The organism is Pararhodobacter zhoushanensis (assembly GCF_003990445.1).
Classification (GTDB): domain Bacteria; phylum Pseudomonadota; class Alphaproteobacteria; order Rhodobacterales; family Rhodobacteraceae; genus Pararhodobacter; species Pararhodobacter zhoushanensis.
Window position 1 is genome coordinate 686,358 of the sequence record NZ_REEZ01000001.1, and the last position, 17,873, is coordinate 704,230.

General features: G+C 65.3%; 16 protein-coding genes. 2 read left to right on the top strand and 14 right to left on the bottom strand.

Annotation, left to right across the window (positions count from 1 at the left end):
- From EAE28_RS24145 to EAE28_RS03415, 7 genes are all read right to left on the bottom strand, one after another.
- Positions 1 to 547 (bottom strand): Mur ligase family protein (locus tag EAE28_RS24145; protein WP_246022248.1); only part of this gene is annotated, 547 nt, incomplete at its 3' end.
- Position 548: 1 nt separating this feature from the next.
- Positions 549 to 2,021, bottom strand: coding sequence for a UDP-N-acetylmuramoyl-L-alanyl-D-glutamate--2,6-diaminopimelate ligase (locus EAE28_RS03390; protein ID WP_127104397.1), 1,473 nt, complete (start codon positions 2,019 to 2,021; stop codon positions 549 to 551).
- A gap of 30 nt (positions 2,022 to 2,051) precedes the next feature.
- The gene (locus tag EAE28_RS03395) at positions 2,052 to 3,851 is read right to left on the bottom strand and encodes a peptidoglycan D,D-transpeptidase FtsI family protein (protein ID WP_127104398.1); all 1,800 of its coding nucleotides are present in this window, start codon (positions 3,849 to 3,851) and stop codon (positions 2,052 to 2,054) included.
- Complete coding sequence (gene ftsL / locus EAE28_RS03400) at positions 3,848 to 4,162, bottom strand: cell division protein FtsL (RefSeq protein WP_127104399.1); 315 nt, start codon at positions 4,160 to 4,162, stop codon at positions 3,848 to 3,850. The genes EAE28_RS03395 and ftsL overlap by 4 nt, the downstream gene beginning before the upstream one ends.
- Positions 4,162 to 5,154: a 16S rRNA (cytosine(1402)-N(4))-methyltransferase RsmH gene (gene rsmH / locus EAE28_RS03405; protein ID WP_127104400.1), complete on the bottom strand. Its 993-nt coding sequence runs from the start codon at positions 5,152 to 5,154 to the stop codon at positions 4,162 to 4,164. The genes ftsL and rsmH overlap by 1 nt, the downstream gene beginning before the upstream one ends.
- Positions 5,155 to 5,165: 11 nt before the next feature.
- A complete protein-coding gene (locus tag EAE28_RS03410; RefSeq protein WP_127104401.1) occupies positions 5,166 to 5,684 on the bottom strand; it encodes a division/cell wall cluster transcriptional repressor MraZ in 519 nt (172 codons plus the stop codon).
- A 990-nt stretch (positions 5,685 to 6,674) separates the two neighbouring features.
- Positions 6,675 to 7,763 carry an Mrp/NBP35 family ATP-binding protein gene (locus EAE28_RS03415; protein ID WP_127104402.1) on the bottom strand — a complete coding sequence of 363 codons (1,089 nt, stop codon included), beginning with the start codon at positions 7,761 to 7,763 and terminating at the stop codon, positions 6,675 to 6,677.
- 307 nt (positions 7,764 to 8,070) lie between these two features.
- On the opposite strand from EAE28_RS03415, the gene EAE28_RS03420 reads away from it, so the two are divergent.
- Entirely contained in the window at positions 8,071 to 8,292 is a 222-nt protein-coding gene (locus EAE28_RS03420; RefSeq protein WP_127104403.1) for a DUF1127 domain-containing protein, read from the top strand.
- A 470-nt stretch (positions 8,293 to 8,762) separates the two neighbouring features.
- Here the strand turns inward: EAE28_RS03420 and EAE28_RS03425 are convergent, their stop codons facing one another.
- From EAE28_RS03425 to EAE28_RS03440, 4 genes are all read right to left on the bottom strand, one after another.
- On the bottom strand, positions 8,763 to 11,132 hold the full coding sequence (locus tag EAE28_RS03425; protein WP_246022273.1) for an ATP-dependent helicase: 2,370 nt from the start codon (positions 11,130 to 11,132) through the stop codon (positions 8,763 to 8,765).
- A 91-nt stretch (positions 11,133 to 11,223) separates the two neighbouring features.
- On the bottom strand, positions 11,224 to 12,105 hold the full coding sequence (locus EAE28_RS03430; protein ID WP_127104405.1) for a fatty acid desaturase: 882 nt from the start codon (positions 12,103 to 12,105) through the stop codon (positions 11,224 to 11,226).
- A gap of 32 nt (positions 12,106 to 12,137) precedes the next feature.
- Positions 12,138 to 12,932 (bottom strand): class II glutamine amidotransferase, encoded by a 795-nt coding sequence (locus EAE28_RS03435; protein WP_127104406.1) that lies wholly within the window; start codon positions 12,930 to 12,932, stop codon positions 12,138 to 12,140.
- Positions 12,933 to 13,139 carry a DUF6356 family protein gene (locus EAE28_RS03440; RefSeq protein WP_127104407.1) on the bottom strand — a complete coding sequence of 69 codons (207 nt, stop codon included), beginning with the start codon at positions 13,137 to 13,139 and terminating at the stop codon, positions 12,933 to 12,935. It abuts the gene before it with no gap.
- Between the two features lie 119 nt (positions 13,140 to 13,258).
- On the opposite strand from EAE28_RS03440, the gene EAE28_RS03445 reads away from it, so the two are divergent.
- A complete protein-coding gene (locus EAE28_RS03445; protein ID WP_127104408.1) occupies positions 13,259 to 13,714 on the top strand; it encodes an Lrp/AsnC family transcriptional regulator in 456 nt (151 codons plus the stop codon).
- Positions 13,715 to 13,908: 194 nt separating this feature from the next.
- Here EAE28_RS03445 and EAE28_RS03450 read toward each other — a convergent pair whose 3' ends face one another.
- The 3 genes from EAE28_RS03450 to EAE28_RS03460 all read right to left on the bottom strand — a co-directional run bounded on the left by EAE28_RS03450 (position 13,909) and on the right by EAE28_RS03460 (position 17,863).
- Positions 13,909 to 14,211: a DUF1330 domain-containing protein gene (locus tag EAE28_RS03450; RefSeq protein ID WP_127104409.1), complete on the bottom strand. Its 303-nt coding sequence runs from the start codon at positions 14,209 to 14,211 to the stop codon at positions 13,909 to 13,911.
- Between the two features lies 1 nt (position 14,212).
- Positions 14,213 to 16,864: an alanine--tRNA ligase gene (gene alaS / locus EAE28_RS03455; protein WP_127104410.1), complete on the bottom strand. Its 2,652-nt coding sequence runs from the start codon at positions 16,862 to 16,864 to the stop codon at positions 14,213 to 14,215.
- Positions 16,865 to 16,987: 123 nt separating this feature from the next.
- Positions 16,988 to 17,863 carry a hypothetical protein gene (locus EAE28_RS03460; protein WP_127104411.1) on the bottom strand — a complete coding sequence of 292 codons (876 nt, stop codon included), beginning with the start codon at positions 17,861 to 17,863 and terminating at the stop codon, positions 16,988 to 16,990.
- Positions 17,864 to 17,873 lie beyond the last annotated feature (10 nt).

A 17,873-nucleotide genomic window follows, 5' to 3' on the forward strand; every position in this document is an offset into this window, starting at 1 on the left:
TCGTGGTGATCATCGCCACATCGGGCCGGGTAAGCAGGGCCAGCGGCTTGATTTCGCCGGGGTGGTTCATGCCGATCTCGACGATGGCGAAATCGGCATCCGCCGGAAGGCGCGCCAGCGTGATCGGCACGCCCCAGTGGTTGTTGAAGCTGGCCTCGGCGGCGTGGACGGTGCCGAATTCGTCCAGCATCTCGCGCAACATTTCCTTGGTCGAGGTCTTGCCGACCGAGCCGGTCACCGCAATCACCTTGCCCGTCGCCCGCGCCCGGCCTGCGGCCCCCAGCGCGGTCAGGCCCGCCAGCACGTCATCGACCAGCAGACAGGGGCCGGTCACCCCCTCGGGAATATGGCTGACCAGCGCGGCCCCGGCGCCCTTCTCAAAGGCCTGCGCCACGAAGTCATGGCCGTCGCGCGCGGCTTTCAGGGCGACGAACAGATCGCCCTTCCTGATCGAACGCGTGTCGATGGACAGGCCCGAGACGGCGAAGGGCGCGGTGGCGCGGCCCCCGGTCGCGGCAACGGCGTCGGTATCGGTCCACAGGGTCATGTCACAGCTTTCCATCAAGCGCCGCTACCGCGACGCTGGCCTGTTCGAGATCGTCAAAGGGATAGACCACATCGCCGATGGTCTGGCCCGTCTCATGGCCCTTGCCCGCGATGAGCAGGGCATCGCCCGGCTCGAGCGCATCGACGGCGCGCAGGATGGCTTCGGCGCGGTCTGCGACCTCGATTGCGTCGGGGCAGGCTTTCACTATTTCTGCACGGATTGTGGCAGGAACCTCGCTTCGCGGGTTGTCGTCTGTCACAAAAACAACATCGGCATTTTCCGCCGCGGCTTTACCCATCAGTGGGCGCTTGGTCTTGTCACGGTCGCCCCCCGCCCCCAGCACGACGATCAGACGCCCCATCACATGCGGACGCAGCGCCTTGAGCGCGGTCTCGACCGCCGCCGGGGTATGCGCGTAATCGACGAACACCGGCGCGCCGTTGTCGCGCGTCGCAGCCAGTTGCATCCGCCCGCGCACACCTTGCAGCTGCGCCATGGCGGTGATTGCCTCGGCGGTATCGCCGCCGGTGGCGATCACCAGCCCCAGCGCCAAAAGCGCATTGGCCCCCTGAAACCCGCCGACCAGCCCCAGCTCGACCTGATGCGACCGGCCCTTGAGGCCAAAGCGCAGGGTCTGGCCCTGCGCGTGGAAGCGCTGCGCGATCAGTTGCAGATCGCAGCTGGAGCCCGAGCCGACAGCAAGCACCGGCTGCGACACAAGCCGCACCAGCCGCGCGCCGAAACGGTCATCGGTGTTGATCACCGCGACGCCATCTTCTGGCAGCAAACGGGTGAAGAGCCCCGCTTTGGCCTGAAAATACTCCTCCATCGTCGCGTGATAATCGAGATGGTCCTGCGTCAGGTTGGTAAACGCCGCTGCCGCGAGCCGCACCCCGTCCAGCCGCCGCTGGTCCAGCCCGTGCGAGCTGGCCTCCATCGCGGCATGGGTCACGCCCGCCTCGGCGGCGTCGGCCAGCAGGCTCTGCAGGGTTAGCGGGTCGGGCGTGGTATGGGCCAGCGGACGGCCCCAGACGCCTTCGACCCCGGTGGTGCCGACGTTGATCGCGGCATGACCCATCGCGGCCCAGATCTGGCGGGTAAAGCTGGCGACCGAGGTTTTGCCGTTGGTGCCGGTCACCGCCACCATCACCGCAGGCTGCGCACCGTAGAACAGCGCGGCGGCGCGGGCCAAAGCCTCGCGCGGGTCTTCGGCAACGATCAGCGCGACATCCGGGTGACGGGCCAGCGTGTCAGCCGCGATGCGCGCGCCGTCGCGGTCGGTCAGCACCGCACTGGCGCCCATGCGCAGCGCCGGGTCGATGAACTCGGCCCCATGCACGCGCGACCCGGGAAGGGCTGCAAACAACGTGCCGGGCTTTACCGTGCGGCTGTCGAGCGTCAGCGCGCGAATGCGCACCCGCGTGTCGCCAGAGCGGGCGGTCAATCCCAGATCGCCAAGGCTTGTCTCTTGCATTCTATCCCCCAACGCCGGTTAGGGCGATGCCTACCGCAGGCGCAGGGCCGCTTCAACGTCTGCCGGATCCTGTGGGCGCATTCCCAGCACCGGCGCGGCCCGGCGCACGATCTCAGCCGCGACCGGAACCACGGTCCAACCGGCAGTGCGGCGCGCGACCGGACCCGAGGTATCCTGAGGTTCGTCCATGGTCACGACAATGACGTAACGCGGATCGTTCATCGGGAAAGCCCCGGCGAAGGTGGCGACCAGACGGTCGTCGTAATAGCCCCCTTGCGGGTTCGGCTTGTCGGCAGAGCCGGTCTTGCCGCCGACGACATAGCCCTCGACCTCGCCCATCGAGGCGGTGCCTTCGGTCACCACTTCGCGCATCAGCGTGCGCATGATGCGCGAGGTTTCCTCAGAGATCACCCTCGGACCCTGCATCACCGTGGCGCGGCGTTGCAGGGTCGGTTGCACCAGCGTTCCGCCGTTCACAATCGCAGCATAGCCCGCGGCCAGATGCATCGGCGTCATCGACAGACCATGACCGTAGCTGATGGTCATCGCCGACAGATCCGACCAGCGCGGGTCGTATTGCGGTTGCGGGCGGCGGGCTTCGGGCAGCTCCAGTTGCAGCGGGTCCAGAAAGCCGAACTGCCGCAGGAACTCGCGCTGACGCTCGCCGCCGATCAATTGCGAAATACGGGCGGTGCCGATGTTGGACGATTGGATAAAGATATCCTCGACCGACATCTGCGCCCCGTAATTGTGGTAGTCGCGGATCGAGAAGCGGCCGACCCGCATGGGTCCGCGCGTGTCGATCATCGTCTCGCGGGTGATCAGGCCCATATCCAGCGCCTGCGCCAGCGCGAAGGCCTTCATCACCGAGCCCAGCTCATACAGACCCTGCACACCGCGGTTGAACAGAGGCGAGGTTTCCTGCTCGGCCAACGAAACAGGCGGCGCCGGGCGGTCGTTGGGATCAAACACCGGGGCCGAGGCCAGCGCGACGACTTCGCCGGTGTGCACATCCATCAGAATGGCCGAACCACCGATGGCGTTCAGCATGTCGATGCCGCCTGCCAGCACCTCTTCCACGATGGCCTGAACGCCCAGATCTATCGACAGCGCAACCGGCACATCGGCCAGATCGGCGTCACTGAGCCGCTCGTTCATGTCGTACTCGACACCCGCAACGCCTTGAATTTCCGCCGCGGTCACGCCTTGCTCGCCGTATGCCGTCCCGCCCAGCAAATGCGCTGCCAGTGAGCCATTGGGGTAAAGCCGCATGTCGCGCTGGCCCAGCAGCAGCCCCGGCTCACCGATGTCATGCGCGGCCTGCTCTTGCTCGGGCGACAAGCGCGAGCGCAGCCAGACGAAGCGACGGTTCGGGTCGGTCAACTGACCGACCAGCCGCTCTTCGTCCATATCAGGGAAAATCCGCGCCAGTTCATGCGCGGCGCGGCGGCCGTCGATCATGTAGCGTAGCTCGGCATAGAGCGAATGCGTCACCAGATTGGTCGCCAGCACCCGACCGTTGCGGTCCAGAATATCGGCCCGCTCGCCCGAGATACCCTCACCGACCCAAGGCTCGGCCTCGACCACCGGGGTGGCGGCGAGCATGCCCATCTTGGCCCCGATCGCGGCGTATCCAGCAAAGAACGCCGCCGCCAGAAACAGGATGCGCCATTCCGCCCGCCTGCGGCCCACATCACGGACCTGCTCGCGCCGGACGCGCAGGTTCTCGCGCTCGATGTTCTCAGGGTTCACGCCCTGCGCCCGCGCATCCAGAATGCGCGGCAAGGGGCGGAGCGGCGTACGGGGCGGCTGGTGGGAATGATCGGTCACAGCGAACCCTCGGTCTGGGTGGCGATCAGCGGATAGGGGATTTCACCGATCTGGCCGAATTGCGCGCCCTGCAGCGGCATCAGGCCCAGACGGGCATAGTTCATGTCAACCAGCGCCCGCAGGCGTTGGGGCCGGTTCAGATACGCCCATTCGGCGCGCTGGACACTCAGCGCTTCGTTCAGGGCGTGGATCTCGGCGCGCAGGCTGCGCACGTCACGCATGGCGGTCTGGGTTTTCTGGTTCTGATCATAGGCCCAGATCGCCAGCCCCATCACCGCGAATGCCGACAGCACGTAGAAAAGCGCGCGCATCAACGCTCTCCTTTCAACGCTAACCTTGGCAGACCCAATGCCGAGCGGTCGGCACCACTGGCCGGCGCATCGGTGCGGCGCGCGATGCGCAACAGCGCCGAGCGCGAGCGCGGGTTGGCGGCGCATTCGGCATCATCGGCGGCGATGGCCTTGCGGGTCAGGGTGACAAAGCGATCCGCCTCGACCTCGACCATCGGGGCGTGGCGGCTGCCCTGCCCCATCCGGCCCGAGCGCTGCTGCAAGAAGCGTTTGACGATACGGTCTTCAAGCGAGTGAAAGCTGACAACGGCCAGCATCCCGCCGGGCTTCAGCGCGCGCTCGGCGGCTTCCAGCCCGTCGGCAAGCTCGTGGAACTCGGCGTTCACGGCGATGCGCAGCGCCTGAAAGCTGCGCGTCGCGGGATGGCTCTGCCCCGGCTTGGGACGGGGCAGATTGGCTGAAACAATCTCGGCCAGTTTCAGCGTCGTCTCGATCGGTGCCACCGCGCGCGCCGCCACGATAGCGCGAGCGATCCGGCGCGAGGCGCGCTCTTCACCGTAATGATAGAGAATATCGGCCAGCTCGGTCTCGTCGCAGTCATTGACCAGATCCGCCGCCGACAACCCCTCCTGGCTCATCCGCATGTCCAGAGGGCCGTCGCGGTTGAACGAAAACCCGCGCTCGGGCAGGTCCAGCTGCATCGAGGACACGCCCAGATCCAGCACCACACCGTCCAGCAACTCACCGGCCAGCCTATCGAGGTTGGAAAACGTGCCCTGCACCGGCCGGAACCGCTCGCCGTAAGGCGCGGCCCACTCCTGCGCCAACTCCAGCGCCAGCGGGTCGCGGTCGATGCCGATCACCGTATCCGCGCCCGCCTCGAACAGCCCGCGCGTATAGCCGCCAGCACCCAGCGTTCCGTCCAGCCAGACGCCTGCGACCGGCGCCACCCCGGCCAGCAAGGGGCCAAGGAGCACGGGGATATGCGGGGCGTCTGGGGTGTTCGGCGTCATCGGTCCTTGCGTCACTCTGCAGCGGCCGCTTGCGGCGGCAATTTGGGCAACAGGGAGGTGGGGTTGAAGCGGTCGCCCCGCTCGCGCAGCAGCGCGTCGGTGCGGTCATTCTCAAAGTCGTCGTAGGTCTCGGGCTTCCACATCTTGAAGTGGTCGTTACCGGCGATGAAGAAAATCTTGTCGCCCAGATCCAGCTTGGTGCGCAGCTTTGCCGGCAGCACGATGCGACCATCGTCGCCCAGCTGAACCGTCATGGCGCTGCCGTGGAAAATCGTTTCCAAAATCTCGCGGTCATCGCTACCATCATCCATCAGCTCGATGCGCGCTTCGATTTTCTCGATCTCGCGCAGCGTGTAGCATTTGAGATGGTTCTGAGAGCGGGTGCCGTACACAATGACAAAGCTCGGGCGCTCGCCCTGTGCCATGCGGTGGTCGCCGGACACGATCACGGGACGAAAGTCGGCCGGGATGGAGACGCGCCCCTTCCCGTCGATGCCTTGCGTCTCGTTGCCGCGAAATCTCAGCGACACTGTGCCCGCCTTCTCTATGGGCCCGCCACAACGGAGGGCTGAAATTGAAACGGCGGCCCGGGTGCTGCCATACCCGGACCGCCGCCCTCGTTCCCATTTTTCAGGGAGCCCAAATACGAAACCATCTCATTGGGGGGGGGATGTGAGATGCTGCTCGCTTCGCTTTGGATCTTTCTTTGTAGTGTTTGCCTGTACTACTTCCCGGGTTTCTATTTTTGCTTTGCCTCGGTGAAACAAGGTATTCCATGGGAGATCATGGGAAGCAACGGTACATTTCAGTCCGCGCGACGATTTTCGCGGGATTGGGCGACATACTCAGCGCGGATGACGACCCCAGATCAAGCTTTCGGAGCCTTTGGTTAGCAAGATATTGTGGTTAATCGGCGTGCAGGCCACCACATCGGGCAGAAGACAAAGCCTGCGCTGTTCCCGAAAGAAACTCCAGCTCGCCCGAAAATTGTTGCTCTGACGCAACAGAATTTATCCTCATTTTATTAACATGTTTATCCACAGGCTGAAATCGGCGTGCACAGGGCTGTGATCCGATTCGGCCAGTTCTTGCCGACAGATTCGCGCGTTTTGGGGTGAAATCGGCCCGATTCCATCGATTTTCGCGCTGAATCGGCGCTCCCATGGATTCCCAGTGGATGCCGGACCCGCCCCGAATCGGTCCACCCTCTCCCACCGCCACCCGGCCAGCCCGCACCTTTCCCACACCGATCCCATCCAGGTGCCATGAATTCCCAAAGCGTGTCCCTGGATTTCCCAAAGCGCCCGCCAGAAGGGGCTAAGACGTAAAAACAACGACTTAGACCGATATTTTCCACGATTTCCCGGTTCACCCCGGCTTACCGCCCGCAAACACCCCGGCGCGTGCCGGGATTTCCCGGTCCGTCCCTCCCCTGATTTCCCAGACCGCCAACAGCAAACGGCCCGGAACCTCTCAGGTCCGGGCCGTTCTGGGAAATCACTGGGAAAGGATGGGCCGGATCAGGCCAGTTGCGCCATCAGCCCCCGCGCGATCCGCCGATAGCTCTCAGCAACGGCGCTATCCGTGGCCGCCACTGGGACACCGCCATCCCCCGACAGCCTGACCTCCAGCGTCAACGGCAACGAGCCGAGGAACGGGATGCCGGTCTTCTCGGCCTCGCGCGCAACGCCACCGTCACCGAAGATATGCTCCTCGTGCCCGCAGTTGGGGCAGATGAAGGTCGACATGTTCTCGATCAGCCCGATCACCGGCGTCTTCAGCGTCGAGAACGCGTTCAGCGCCCGGCGCGCATCCAGCAGCGCGACGTCCTGCGGCGTCGACACCACAATTGCACCCGTTACGTCGAACTTCTGGCACAGCGTCATCTGCACGTCGCCCGTACCCGGCGGCATGTCGATGATCAGCGCATCCAGATCGCCCCAGGCCACCTGCGTCATCAACTGTTGCAGCGCCCCCATCAGCATCGGTCCGCGCCAGATCAGTGCCTGATCCTCGGGCAGCATCAGCCCGATCGAGATCACCCGCACGCCATGCGCCACCGGCGGGATGATCGTCTTGCCATCGGGCGAGGCCGGGCGCTTGGATACGCCCATCATGCGCGGCTGGCTGGGGCCATAGATGTCGGCATCGACCAGACCCACCCGCCAGCCCTCGCGCGCCATGGCGACAGCAAGGTTTGCGGACACGGTGGATTTGCCCACCCCGCCCTTGCCCGAGCCGACCGCGATGATCCGCTTCACGCCGGGCACCACCGACGGACCGGGCGTCGGGTGACGACCGATACTGAGCGACGGGGCCTCACCCTTGGGCGCCTGTTGCTTGGGTGCCGGGCCATGCGCGGTCATCGCCACCGATACCCGCGCGACGCCGGGCAATGCCGCCACGACGCGCTCGGCCTCTGCGCGCACCGGATCCAGCGCGCGGGCCTCGTCAGCCGTCTCAGCCTCGATCACAAAGCGCACCGCGCCGCCATCGACGACCAGAGCCCGAATCAAATCGGCACTGACCAGATCACCGCCCTTCGGCAGCGCCACGCCCTTCAGGGCTGCAAGAATCTCTTCGCGCGTCGGCGCCGAGCTGGATGACATGGGCAAAGCCCCCCTTTATTCCGAATCATTGCGCCTAACCTGAGTGTGTTTACGCACAAGGCAACCCCCACCCGATTAAGCAGCCTGTGGCGAAAAATGCTGCAACTGCGAAACCTCAGGGCGGGCCCGGAGCGGATTGGGCCGCGCGCCGGAAACTCAGGCGCTTAGGTTACCCTACGTCGCCATGACTTCGCTGCATAGCAGCGTTGCTCATTCGAGGGATTGTGCAAGTGCAGCATAAAGTCCATCTTTGCTTCAACGGGGAAAGAAAATTGTCCAACCCCAGATGAACGAAAGAGTAGACACCATGGCATACGCATCAACCCAGCAGACCCGCGGCTTTGGCCTCTTTGGCCAGATCGCTTCGGCTTTCGGTTCGCTGAGCGCCGCTTGGACCCGCTCGCGCGTCTATGTTCGCACCTACAACGAACTGAACGCACTGACCACCCGCGAGCTGGCCGATCTGGGCATCAGCCGCAGCATGATCACCCGCCTGGCTTACGAAGCAGCCTACGGCCGCGACGTCTAAAAGGCAAAGAATTCCAGGCCCTTGGGCCTGCGACCAGAACGACGGCCCCTCCTCCTCCCTGGGCCGATCGTGCAAGGAACCGCTGCTACCTCCTCCCAGCGGCAGGTTCCGACCAGTAGCTTAGGCCCCTCCTCCTCCCTGGGCCGACAGCACTCCGGCGCGGTTCCCCTCCTCCTCCCTGGGAACCGCGCCCCGAATTCCGGGGCCGAAGGGCTCCAAAACAGATACGACGACCGAACCTCCTCCCTCGGTTTTCGTTATGGCGCGGCGGCTCCTCCTCCTCCCTGAGGCGCTGCGCCCCATAGACGGCGGGCCAGACCTCCTCCCCTGTCCCGCGAACGGCGCGGTTGCCCCTCCTCCTCCCTGGGCAACCGCGCTTTTTTCATGTCTTAAGGGCACCCTGAAAGGCGCTGGAAAACCCGCATCTGCGGCATTTCATTCAACTGCTATAGTTAAGCGCTCGACTTCCCTCAGAAGGGAACGTCGTCCATCCCGTCAGCGGGCAGCACATATTGCGACAGGATGTGCTTTTCCCCTGCCTGATCGAAGGCCACGGCCAGCTTGTCGCCATCGACCGCGATGATCGTGCCGGTGCCGAATTTCTTGTTGAACACCCGCTCACCGGCCGAAAAATGCACCGACGGCTCGGCCGAGCCGCGCAGGGCCTTGGGCGCCGCCGGGGCAACCCGGCCCCGCGACCGCATCCGTTTCCAGCCCGGCGCGTTATAGACATCGGCCCGCGTGGCGCGGCCTTCGAGCGAGTCATCATCGACCGGCGTCGCGTGATGCGCTTTGCCCGCGCTGAAACCGCCATGAATGCCCGGCGGTGTCAGCACATCGACATGCTCGGGCGGCAATTCGTCGATGAACCGGCTGGGCAACTGGCTTTGCCACTGCCCGAACACCCGGCGGTTGGCCGCGAACGAGATCATGCACAGCCGCTCTGCCCGCGTGATGCCGACATAGGCCAGACGGCGTTCCTCTTCCAAGCCCTTGAGCCCGCTTTCATCCAGACTGCGCTGGCTGGGGAACAGCCCGTCTTCCCAGCCGGGCAGGAAAACGGCGGGGAATTCCAGACCCTTGGCCGCGTGCAGGGTCATGATGGTGACCTTTTCCTGCGATTCCTCGGCCTCGTTATCCATGATCAGCGCGACATGCTCCAGAAAGCCTTGCAGGCTGTCGAAGCCTTCCAGCGCCTTGATCAGTTCTTTCAGGTTCTCCAGCCGCCCCTCAGCCTCAGGCGTTTTTTGCGCCTGCCACATGGCGGTATAGCCGGATTCGTCCAGCATCATCTCGGCCAGCCGCACATGCGAGACGCCCGGCGGCGGCGCGTCATCCTCGATCACCAGATCATCATTGGCCGACACCACCGGGCTGCGCACCATATCGTGCCAGCGCGCCATGCTTTCGATGAACGCGCGCAGATTGCCTGCCGCCTTGCCGCCCAAGAGCCCGTCGCGCAACACCAGCGCCGCGCCCATCAGCAGCGGCACCTCGGCCTCGCGCGCGACGCGCTGGATGGTCTGCTGCGCTTTGTCGCCAATGCCGCGTTTGGGGTTGTTCACCACCCGCTCGAACGCCAGATCATCGGTCGGGCTGACGGCGAGGCGGAAATACGCCATCGCATCGCGAATTTCCAAACGCTCATAGAATCGCGGGCCGCCGACCACGCGATACGGCAGGCCGATGGTCAGAAACCGATCCTCGAACGCGCGCATCTGGTGGCTGGCGCGAACCAGAATCGCCATGTCATCGGGGCTGATCGGGTCCAGCCCGCGCGTGCCACGCTCCAGCGCCTCGACCTCATCGCCGATCCAGCGCGCCTCATCCTCGCCGTCCCAATGGCCGATCAGGCGGACCTTTTCGCCCTCGGTCGCCTCGGTCCACAGGGTCTTGCCCAGCCGCCCCTCATTGGCGCTGATCACGCCCGAGGCCGCGGCCAGAATATGCGGGGTCGAGCGGTAGTTCTGCTCAAGCCGGATCACCTTGGCACCCGGGAAATCCCGTTCAAACCGCAGGATGTTGCCGACCTCGGCCCCGCGCCAGCCATAGATCGACTGGTCATCATCACCGACGCAGCAGATATTCTGATGCCCCTGCGCAAGAAGCCGCAGCAGCAGGTACTGGGCGACGTTGGTGTCCTGATATTCGTCCACCAGAATGAACCGCAGCCAGCGCTGGTATTGCGCCAGCACATCGGGGTTCTGCTGGAAGATCGTCACCACATGCAGCAGCAAGTCACCGAAATCGCAGGCGTTCAGCGTGCGCAGCCGCTCTTGATAGGCCTCATACAGCTCGGTCCCGCGGTTGTTGAACGCGCCCGCTTCGGCCCCCGGCACCATATCCGGGCGCCATGCGCGGTTCTTCCAGCCGTCGATCAGATTGGCCAGCGCGCGGGCGGGCCAGCGTTTGTCATCCAGATTGGCGGCCTGAATGAGCTGCTTCATCAGCCGCAGCTGGTCATCGGTGTCAATGATGGTGAAGTTAGATTTCAGCCCCACCAGTTCCGCATGCCGGCGCAGGAAGCGCACGCCGATCGAGTGGAAGGTGCCCAGCCATGGCATCCCCTCAACCGCGTCGCCCAAAAGGCCACCGATCCGGTGCTTCATCTCGCGCGCGGCTTTGTTGGTGAAGGTAACGGCCAGAATCTCATTCGGCCGCGCCGTGCCGGTCGAGATCAGATGCGCAATCCGGGCGGTCAGGGCGCGGGTCTTGCCGGTTCCAGCGCCCGCCAGCATCAGCACCGGACCATTCAGCGCCTCAACCGCGGCGCGCTGCTCGCTGTTCAGCCCATCCAGATACGCCGCCTGACGCGAGGCGGTGGCGCCTGCAAAGGCCATGGACGACAGGCTGGGCCGGTTCGAGTCGCTCATTCAACGTTCCCTACTTGTTCCAGTCATGCCCGTCTTGGCCGCAGGGTTCAACCCCTTGTCAGCGACGCCGCGCCAGATAGGCCTGCGAAAACGCGACATAGCCCGCCGCCGTCACCCGCAAATGCTCGCGCATCTGTTGATGCAAGGCGGGCAGCTTGTCAAAGGGCACGGCGGGAAAGACGTGATGTTCAGCGTGATACGGCATGTTCCAGGCGAAAAAGCGCACCAGAGCGGTCGTGAAGGTGGTGCGCGTGTTGGCGAACATGTCGGCGACCTGCGGGCAATCGCCATGCTCGGCCAGCAGATACACCCGCAGGAACGGCTGGCCCAGCAGCAGCGGGATGACCCAGAGCCACAGGATCAGAGGCGACCACAACAGGGTCAGCGCGGCCAGCGCATAGACGCCGAGCAACAACCGCGCTTCCCGTTCAGCCCGCGCGCGGGCACGGGCGGGCAGATAGGCAGGCGTCTCGCGCCCGCTGGCCAGCCGCAGGATCAGCCGGATCGAGGCCCCCCACAACGGCAGGCCCGACACATGCCAGAGCCATTGCGCGCGGGTCTCGGGCTTGGGGCTGTCCAGCTCGGGATCGCCCGGCTGATTGGTGAAGCGGTGATGCGCCAGATGGAAATAGCGAAACCATGTGAAAGGGTTAAGGATCAGCGCCCCGGTCACCGCCCCCACCCGGTCGCAAAGGCTGTCACTGGCAAAGGGGGTCTTGTGCGTGCACTCATGTTCCAGCGTGAACAGGAACACCAGCGCAATTCCCTGCAAGGGCAGCAAGACCCACCACCCCGGCACTCCGGCGGCAATCAGCGCCCCCAGCACGACGATCACCCCGCCATGGCCGGCCAGATGCCACAAGCCCGCCGTGGGCGAGCGTTGGGTCAGCGCGGCGCGGGTGGCCGGCGTCAAAGCGGTCAGGAAATCACTGTGGGTCATAGGGTCCGGCGTCGTCCCGGGCATCGCAACTGTCAAGCGGCCTGCACCAGCGGACAGGGCGAAAACGGCCGGATCTCGACCGCCGCGCCTTTGAACAGACAGAACGAGGCTTGCGGGATCACTTCCCAGCCGCATTCGTCGGCCTCCAGCGGCTCGGACACGACGGCCCGCCCGCCCCGGCTGTCCGACCAGCGGTGCCACAGGCTGGGCGCGGCATCGTCTGAGGCATAACGCGCGGCATAAAGCGTCTCACCATCGCTGAACGCACAGGTCATGCGCAGATGCGGCGCGCCGCCCTTGGCTCGGCTCAGCGCCATCATACGCGCGGCGGCGCGCTCCAATGCGCCTTGCGGATCGCGGTCCAAACCCTCGGCCAGCGCGATCAGAAACAGCGCCTCGCTGTCGCTGGCGCCCTTGCGGTGGGGATACAGCGCCTCGGGGATCATCATATCGGCGTCGCGGCGAAAGCTCTCATAGCCGCCAATCTGACCGTTATGCATGAAGCTCCACCGGCCGACGGTGAACGGATGACAATTGTTGCGGCTGGTCGCGGTGCCGGTCGACGCGCGCACATGTGCCAGAAACAAGGGCGAACGCACCTGCGCGGTGATCGAACGCAGGTTGGGATCGGACCACGCCGGATAGGTGTCGCGGTAAAGCCCCGGCTCAGGCCGCTCGCCGTACCAGGCGATGCCGAACCCGTCAGCGTTGATCGCCGTCGAGCCCTGCGTTGCGTGCTGGCTCTGTTGGATCAGCGAATGGCCGGGCCGGCTGACGATGTCTTCCAGAAAGATCGGCGTTCCGACATAGGCAGCCCAACGGCACATTCAGTGACCCCGGTTTTCGATCCGTGCATGCAGACGGCGGATAATGCGGCTCGCCGTCGTTTGACACGCAAAGGGTAGCACGGCATGAACCGCCGCCGCCAGCCCCGCCAGCAACAGCCAGCCGCTGAAGCCGCTCGCGAAGCGGGCGTGCTCGAGATAGCTCTCGTCGACGGCGGCGGGGTGATCAAGGAACAGGCGCTGGATCATGACGGGTCTCCGGTTTGGGGGTAGAGACAGTTTAGCGTGGGACTGGTGGGAAAGGGTCGCAAAACTTCGGCTGATATGCCAAGATCGCGTGACTGCTTCCCAAGAATTGGTCTAATGCGATGATTCTGGACGACACCGACCGCCGCATCCTCGCCGTTCTGCAACGCGACACCTCGTTGCCGCTGGATGACATCGGCGCTGCCGTGAACCTGTCGCGCAATGCGGTGTGGCGGCGGATCAGGCTGCTGGAAGAGGCGGGCGTGATCCGCGCCCGTGTCGCGCTGCTGGATGCCGAGAAACTGGGTCTGGGCCTGACCGTCTTCCTGATGGTGCGCACCAACGATCACCGGCCCGACTGGCTGGCCCGCTTCGCCAAGGCAACCCGCGACATGCCCGAGATCCTGGGGGCCTATCGGATGACCGGCGATCTGGATTACCTGATCCGCGCGCGCGTGGCTGATGTGAAAGCCTATGACGCACTCTATCAGCAACTGACCCGGCGGGTGGACTTGGCGGATGTCTCGGCGAGCTTTGTAATGGAAGAGCTGAAAGACACCACCGCCCTGCCCCTGTGAGGCCGGGCAAGGGGGGCTAGCCCCCCTCTGCGCGTACCGCGCATTCACCCCCCAGGATATTTAAGGACAGATGATAAGGTTTCGTTAACCACGCCCCATTTTCTGTCTGAAAATATCCACGGGGGGTTTCCAAAGGGGGGAGCGTGCTCCCCCCTTTGGCGGGGGAGCGCGAGGGGCGAGCAGCCCCTCGCTTTTCAGAGCTCCGCGTCGTCGACCAGTTCAACCACCACCAGATCGCGCACCGACGCGCCGCGCGCGTGGCTCAGCGCTTGTTGATACGCCTCCGAGCGGTAGCAGGCCGCGCCTTCTTCCAGCGAGGGGAAAACCGCCACGACGTGCCGCGCACGGTCGGCGCCTTCGAGCGTCTCATAGCGACCACCGCGGGCGATGAACTTGCCGTTGAACGCAGCGATTGCCGGGCCAGCGAGCTTGGCATAGCGGCCATACGCCTCGGCGTCGGTCACTTCGACATGGGCGATCCACAGAGCTTTGGGCATGTTATCCTCCGATGACGGCTTGCGCCGCTTTGAGGGCTGCGTCCGCCCCGGCCATATCCGCGCCGCCGCCCTGCGCCAGCGCCGCGCGGCCGCCGCCGCCCTTGCCGCCCAGTGCCGCGACCGCAGCCTTGAGCACGTCGACCGCCGACAGCTGTGCCGTCAGATCGTCGGTGACGCCCGCGCAAACCGCCGGTTTGCCGCCGGTATCCGCGATCAGCAGCACCACGCCCGAGCCGAGCTTTTCCTTCATCGCGTCGACCATCGCGGGCAGATCCTTGCCCGAGACGCCGCTCAGCACCTGGCCGATGAACTTGACGCCGTTGACGTCCACGGCGTCAACCCCGCCGCCGCCCGTGCCGCCCATCGCCAGATCGCGTTTCAATTGTGCGACCTCGTTGGACAGGGACCGGCGTTCATCTGCCAGCGCTTTCACCCGCTCGACCACATCGGCCATCGAGGTTTTCAGCACCGCCGCCACCTCGACCAGCCGGGCGTCCTGCGCGCGCAGGTGGCTGAGCGCCGCCTCGCCGGTCAGGGCCTCGATCCGGCGCACGCCGGACGAGGATGCGCTGTCACCCAGGAGCACAAAGGCGCCGATGTCGCCGGTGCGCGCTACATGCGTGCCGCCGCAGAGCTCCAGCGAATAGGTGTTACCCTCGGACCCCTTGCCGGAATCCAGCAGGCGGCCCATCGACACCACGCGCACTTCGTCGCCGTATTTCTCGCCAAACAGCGCCTGCGCACCCAGAGCGCGCGCGTCGTCGGGCGTCATGATCCGCGTATCAACGGGGGCGTTCTGACGGATGAAGGCGTTCACCTCGGCCTCAACCCCCGCCACATCCGCAGCACTCAGCGCCGCGCCATGGCTGAAGTCGAACCGCAGCCGGTCGGGCGCATTCAGCGAGCCGCGCTGCGCGACATGGTCGCCCAGAGCGCGGCGCAGAGCCTCGTGCAGCAGGTGCGTCGCCGAGTGGTTGGCGCGGATCGCGCTGCGGCGGGTATGATCCACCTCCAGCTTCACCGGCTGACCGACGCGCAGCGCGCCCTGCGTGACCTCGGCCACATGCACGAAGACGCCGTTTATCTTGCGGGTGTCGCGCACCACGGCCTCGCCGCCGTCCCAGCGCAGCCAGCCGGTATCGCCGACCTGACCGCCGGATTCGCCATAGAACGGCGTCTGGTTGACCACGACCGAAACCTCGCCCGTCGCCGTCTTGACCGACGCGTCGCCGGAAACCAGCGCCAGCACCTGCCCTTCGGCGGTCTCGGTGTCATAGCCCAGGAACTCGGTGCCGCCATGGGCATCGGCCAGCTCGAACCAGATCGCCAGATTGGCGGCCTCACCCGAACCCGACCAGCTGGCGCGCGCCTTGGCTTTTTGCTCGCCCATCGCGGCCTCGAAGCCCGCGACATCCACTGCACGCCCGCGCTCGCGCAGCGCGTCCTGCGTCAGATCGAGCGGGAAGCCGTAGGTGTCATACAGTTTGAACGCCGCTTCGCCCGGCAGGTTGCTGTCGTCGCTGATCTTGTCCAGCTCGGCATCCAGCAGCTTCAGCCCGCGGTCCAGCGTGGTGCGGAAACGGGTCTCTTCCAGCCGCAGCGTCTCGGTGATCAGCGCCTCGGCCTGTTTCAGCTCGGTGTAATGCCCACCCATCGCGCGCACCAGCGCCGGGACCAGCTTGTGCATCACCGGGTCTTGCGCGCCCAGCATATGCGCGTGGCGCATGGCGCGGCGCATAATGCGGCGCAGCACATAGCCGCGCCCCTCGTTCGACGGCATCACGCCATCGGCGATCAGGAACGAGGTCGAACGCAGGTGATCCGCGATCACCCGGTGGTGGGTTTTGCCCGGCCCGTCCGGTGCGCCGTCGGTGACGTTGGCCGAGGCCTCGATCAGGCCGCGCATCAGGTCGGTGTCGTAGTTGTCGTGCTTGCCTTGCAGCAGCGCGCCGATCCGCTCCAGCCCCATGCCGGTGTCGATCGACTGACGCGGCAGGTCGATCAGATCGCCGTTTTCCAGCTGTTCATTCTGCATGAACACAAGGTTCCAGATCTCGATGAACCGGTCGCCGTCTTCATCCTTGGAGCCCGGAGGGCCGCCCCAGATGTGATCGCCATGGTCATAGAAGATCTCGGTGCAGGGGCCACACGGCCCGGTCGGCCCCATGCGCCAGAAGTTGTCATCGGTCGGAATGCGGATGATGCGGTCGTCGGACAGACCGGCGACCTTCTTCCACATGTTCGCCGCTTCGTCGTCGGTGTGGTAAACGGTGACCAGGAGCCGGCTTTTGTCGATGCCGAAATCCTTGGTCAGCAGTTCCCATGCAAACGGGATCGCGTCGGACTTGAAGTAGTCGCCAAAGCTGAAGTTGCCCAGCATCTCAAAGAACGTGTGGTGGCGCGCCGTGTAGCCGACGTTGTCGAGGTCATTGTGCTTGCCGCCCGCGCGCACGCATTTCTGCGAGGTGGTGGCGCGCGAATAGTCGCGGTGCTCCAGCCCGGTGAAGACGTTCTTGAACTGGACCATGCCCGAGTTGGTGAACATCAGCGTCGGATCATTGCGCGGCACCAGCGGAGAGCTGTCGACCACGGCATGACCCTGGCGGCGGAAATAATCGAGGAAGGTCGAGCGGATATCGTTGAGGCTTGCCATCGGCGAAAGGGGCCCTTGCCTGAGGTGAAACGCGTGTCGCGCGACATTTAGAGGAATTCCGCCGCATGGTCCAAGGGGGAATCGCGCATCGGCGCGTTTCAGCGGGATCGCGGCGGCCGAACCTTAGCGCGGCATCAGAACCTGTACGCCGTCCAGCCCGGCCAGATCGGCCCATTCGGTGGTGTAGCCAGCATCCAGCTCGGCCAGCCGGTTGCGGACCCAGCCCGGCAGCGGAGCGGTCAGATCGGCCACTGGGGCGCGCCCGAAGCGCTCGGCAAAGGCATGGGCGACGTGACGCAGCTGGGCAGTGCTGACCAGCGGCTTGCCAGTCAGGTAGCGCTGCGCCCGCAGGCGGGCCTCGGCGCTGAGACCATTCAGGGCGAAATCCAGCAGACCATTGGGCGGCAGCACCGCGTCGGGACCGACAACCTGCCCCAGCACACGCGGCCAGACGGTGCCCAGATCCTCGTGCCGCCATGCCACCAGCGCGGCGCGCGGCAAATGGCGGCGGATCGCGGCACCAAGCCGCGACCACGGCAATGTATCATCGGGGATCAACGGCAGCAGCGCCTCGGCCGCGCCCGGCTCATCTGGCAACAGCATCGGGATCACGCCGCTGGCTGTGCGCACGGCCATCAGGACGGTCAGGCGGGTGCGGGGAAACAGTGTGTGAAGCGCATACAGCCTGCGCGACACGTCATGCACATAGAAACCGTCGGCATCCAGCACATCGGCGGTGGACCCCAGCAGTCCCGGTGCGCTGACCACCATCCGCCGCTGCTCGCCCGAGGCCCCAAGACCCCGCAACAGGGTCTCTTCGCGCTGTTGCGGGTCGGTGTCGCGCCCGGCATCCAGCGCCTCAGAGATCCGGGTCAGAAACAAGCGCGGCGGCGGGGCGCAGATGCCTTGGGCGTTCAGCGCCCCGCGATTGCCCGCGATCCAGTCGGCGATCTGGCCCCCGTCGGTGCCATGCGCGCCGATATGAAGGACCAGATGCATCAACGGGTCT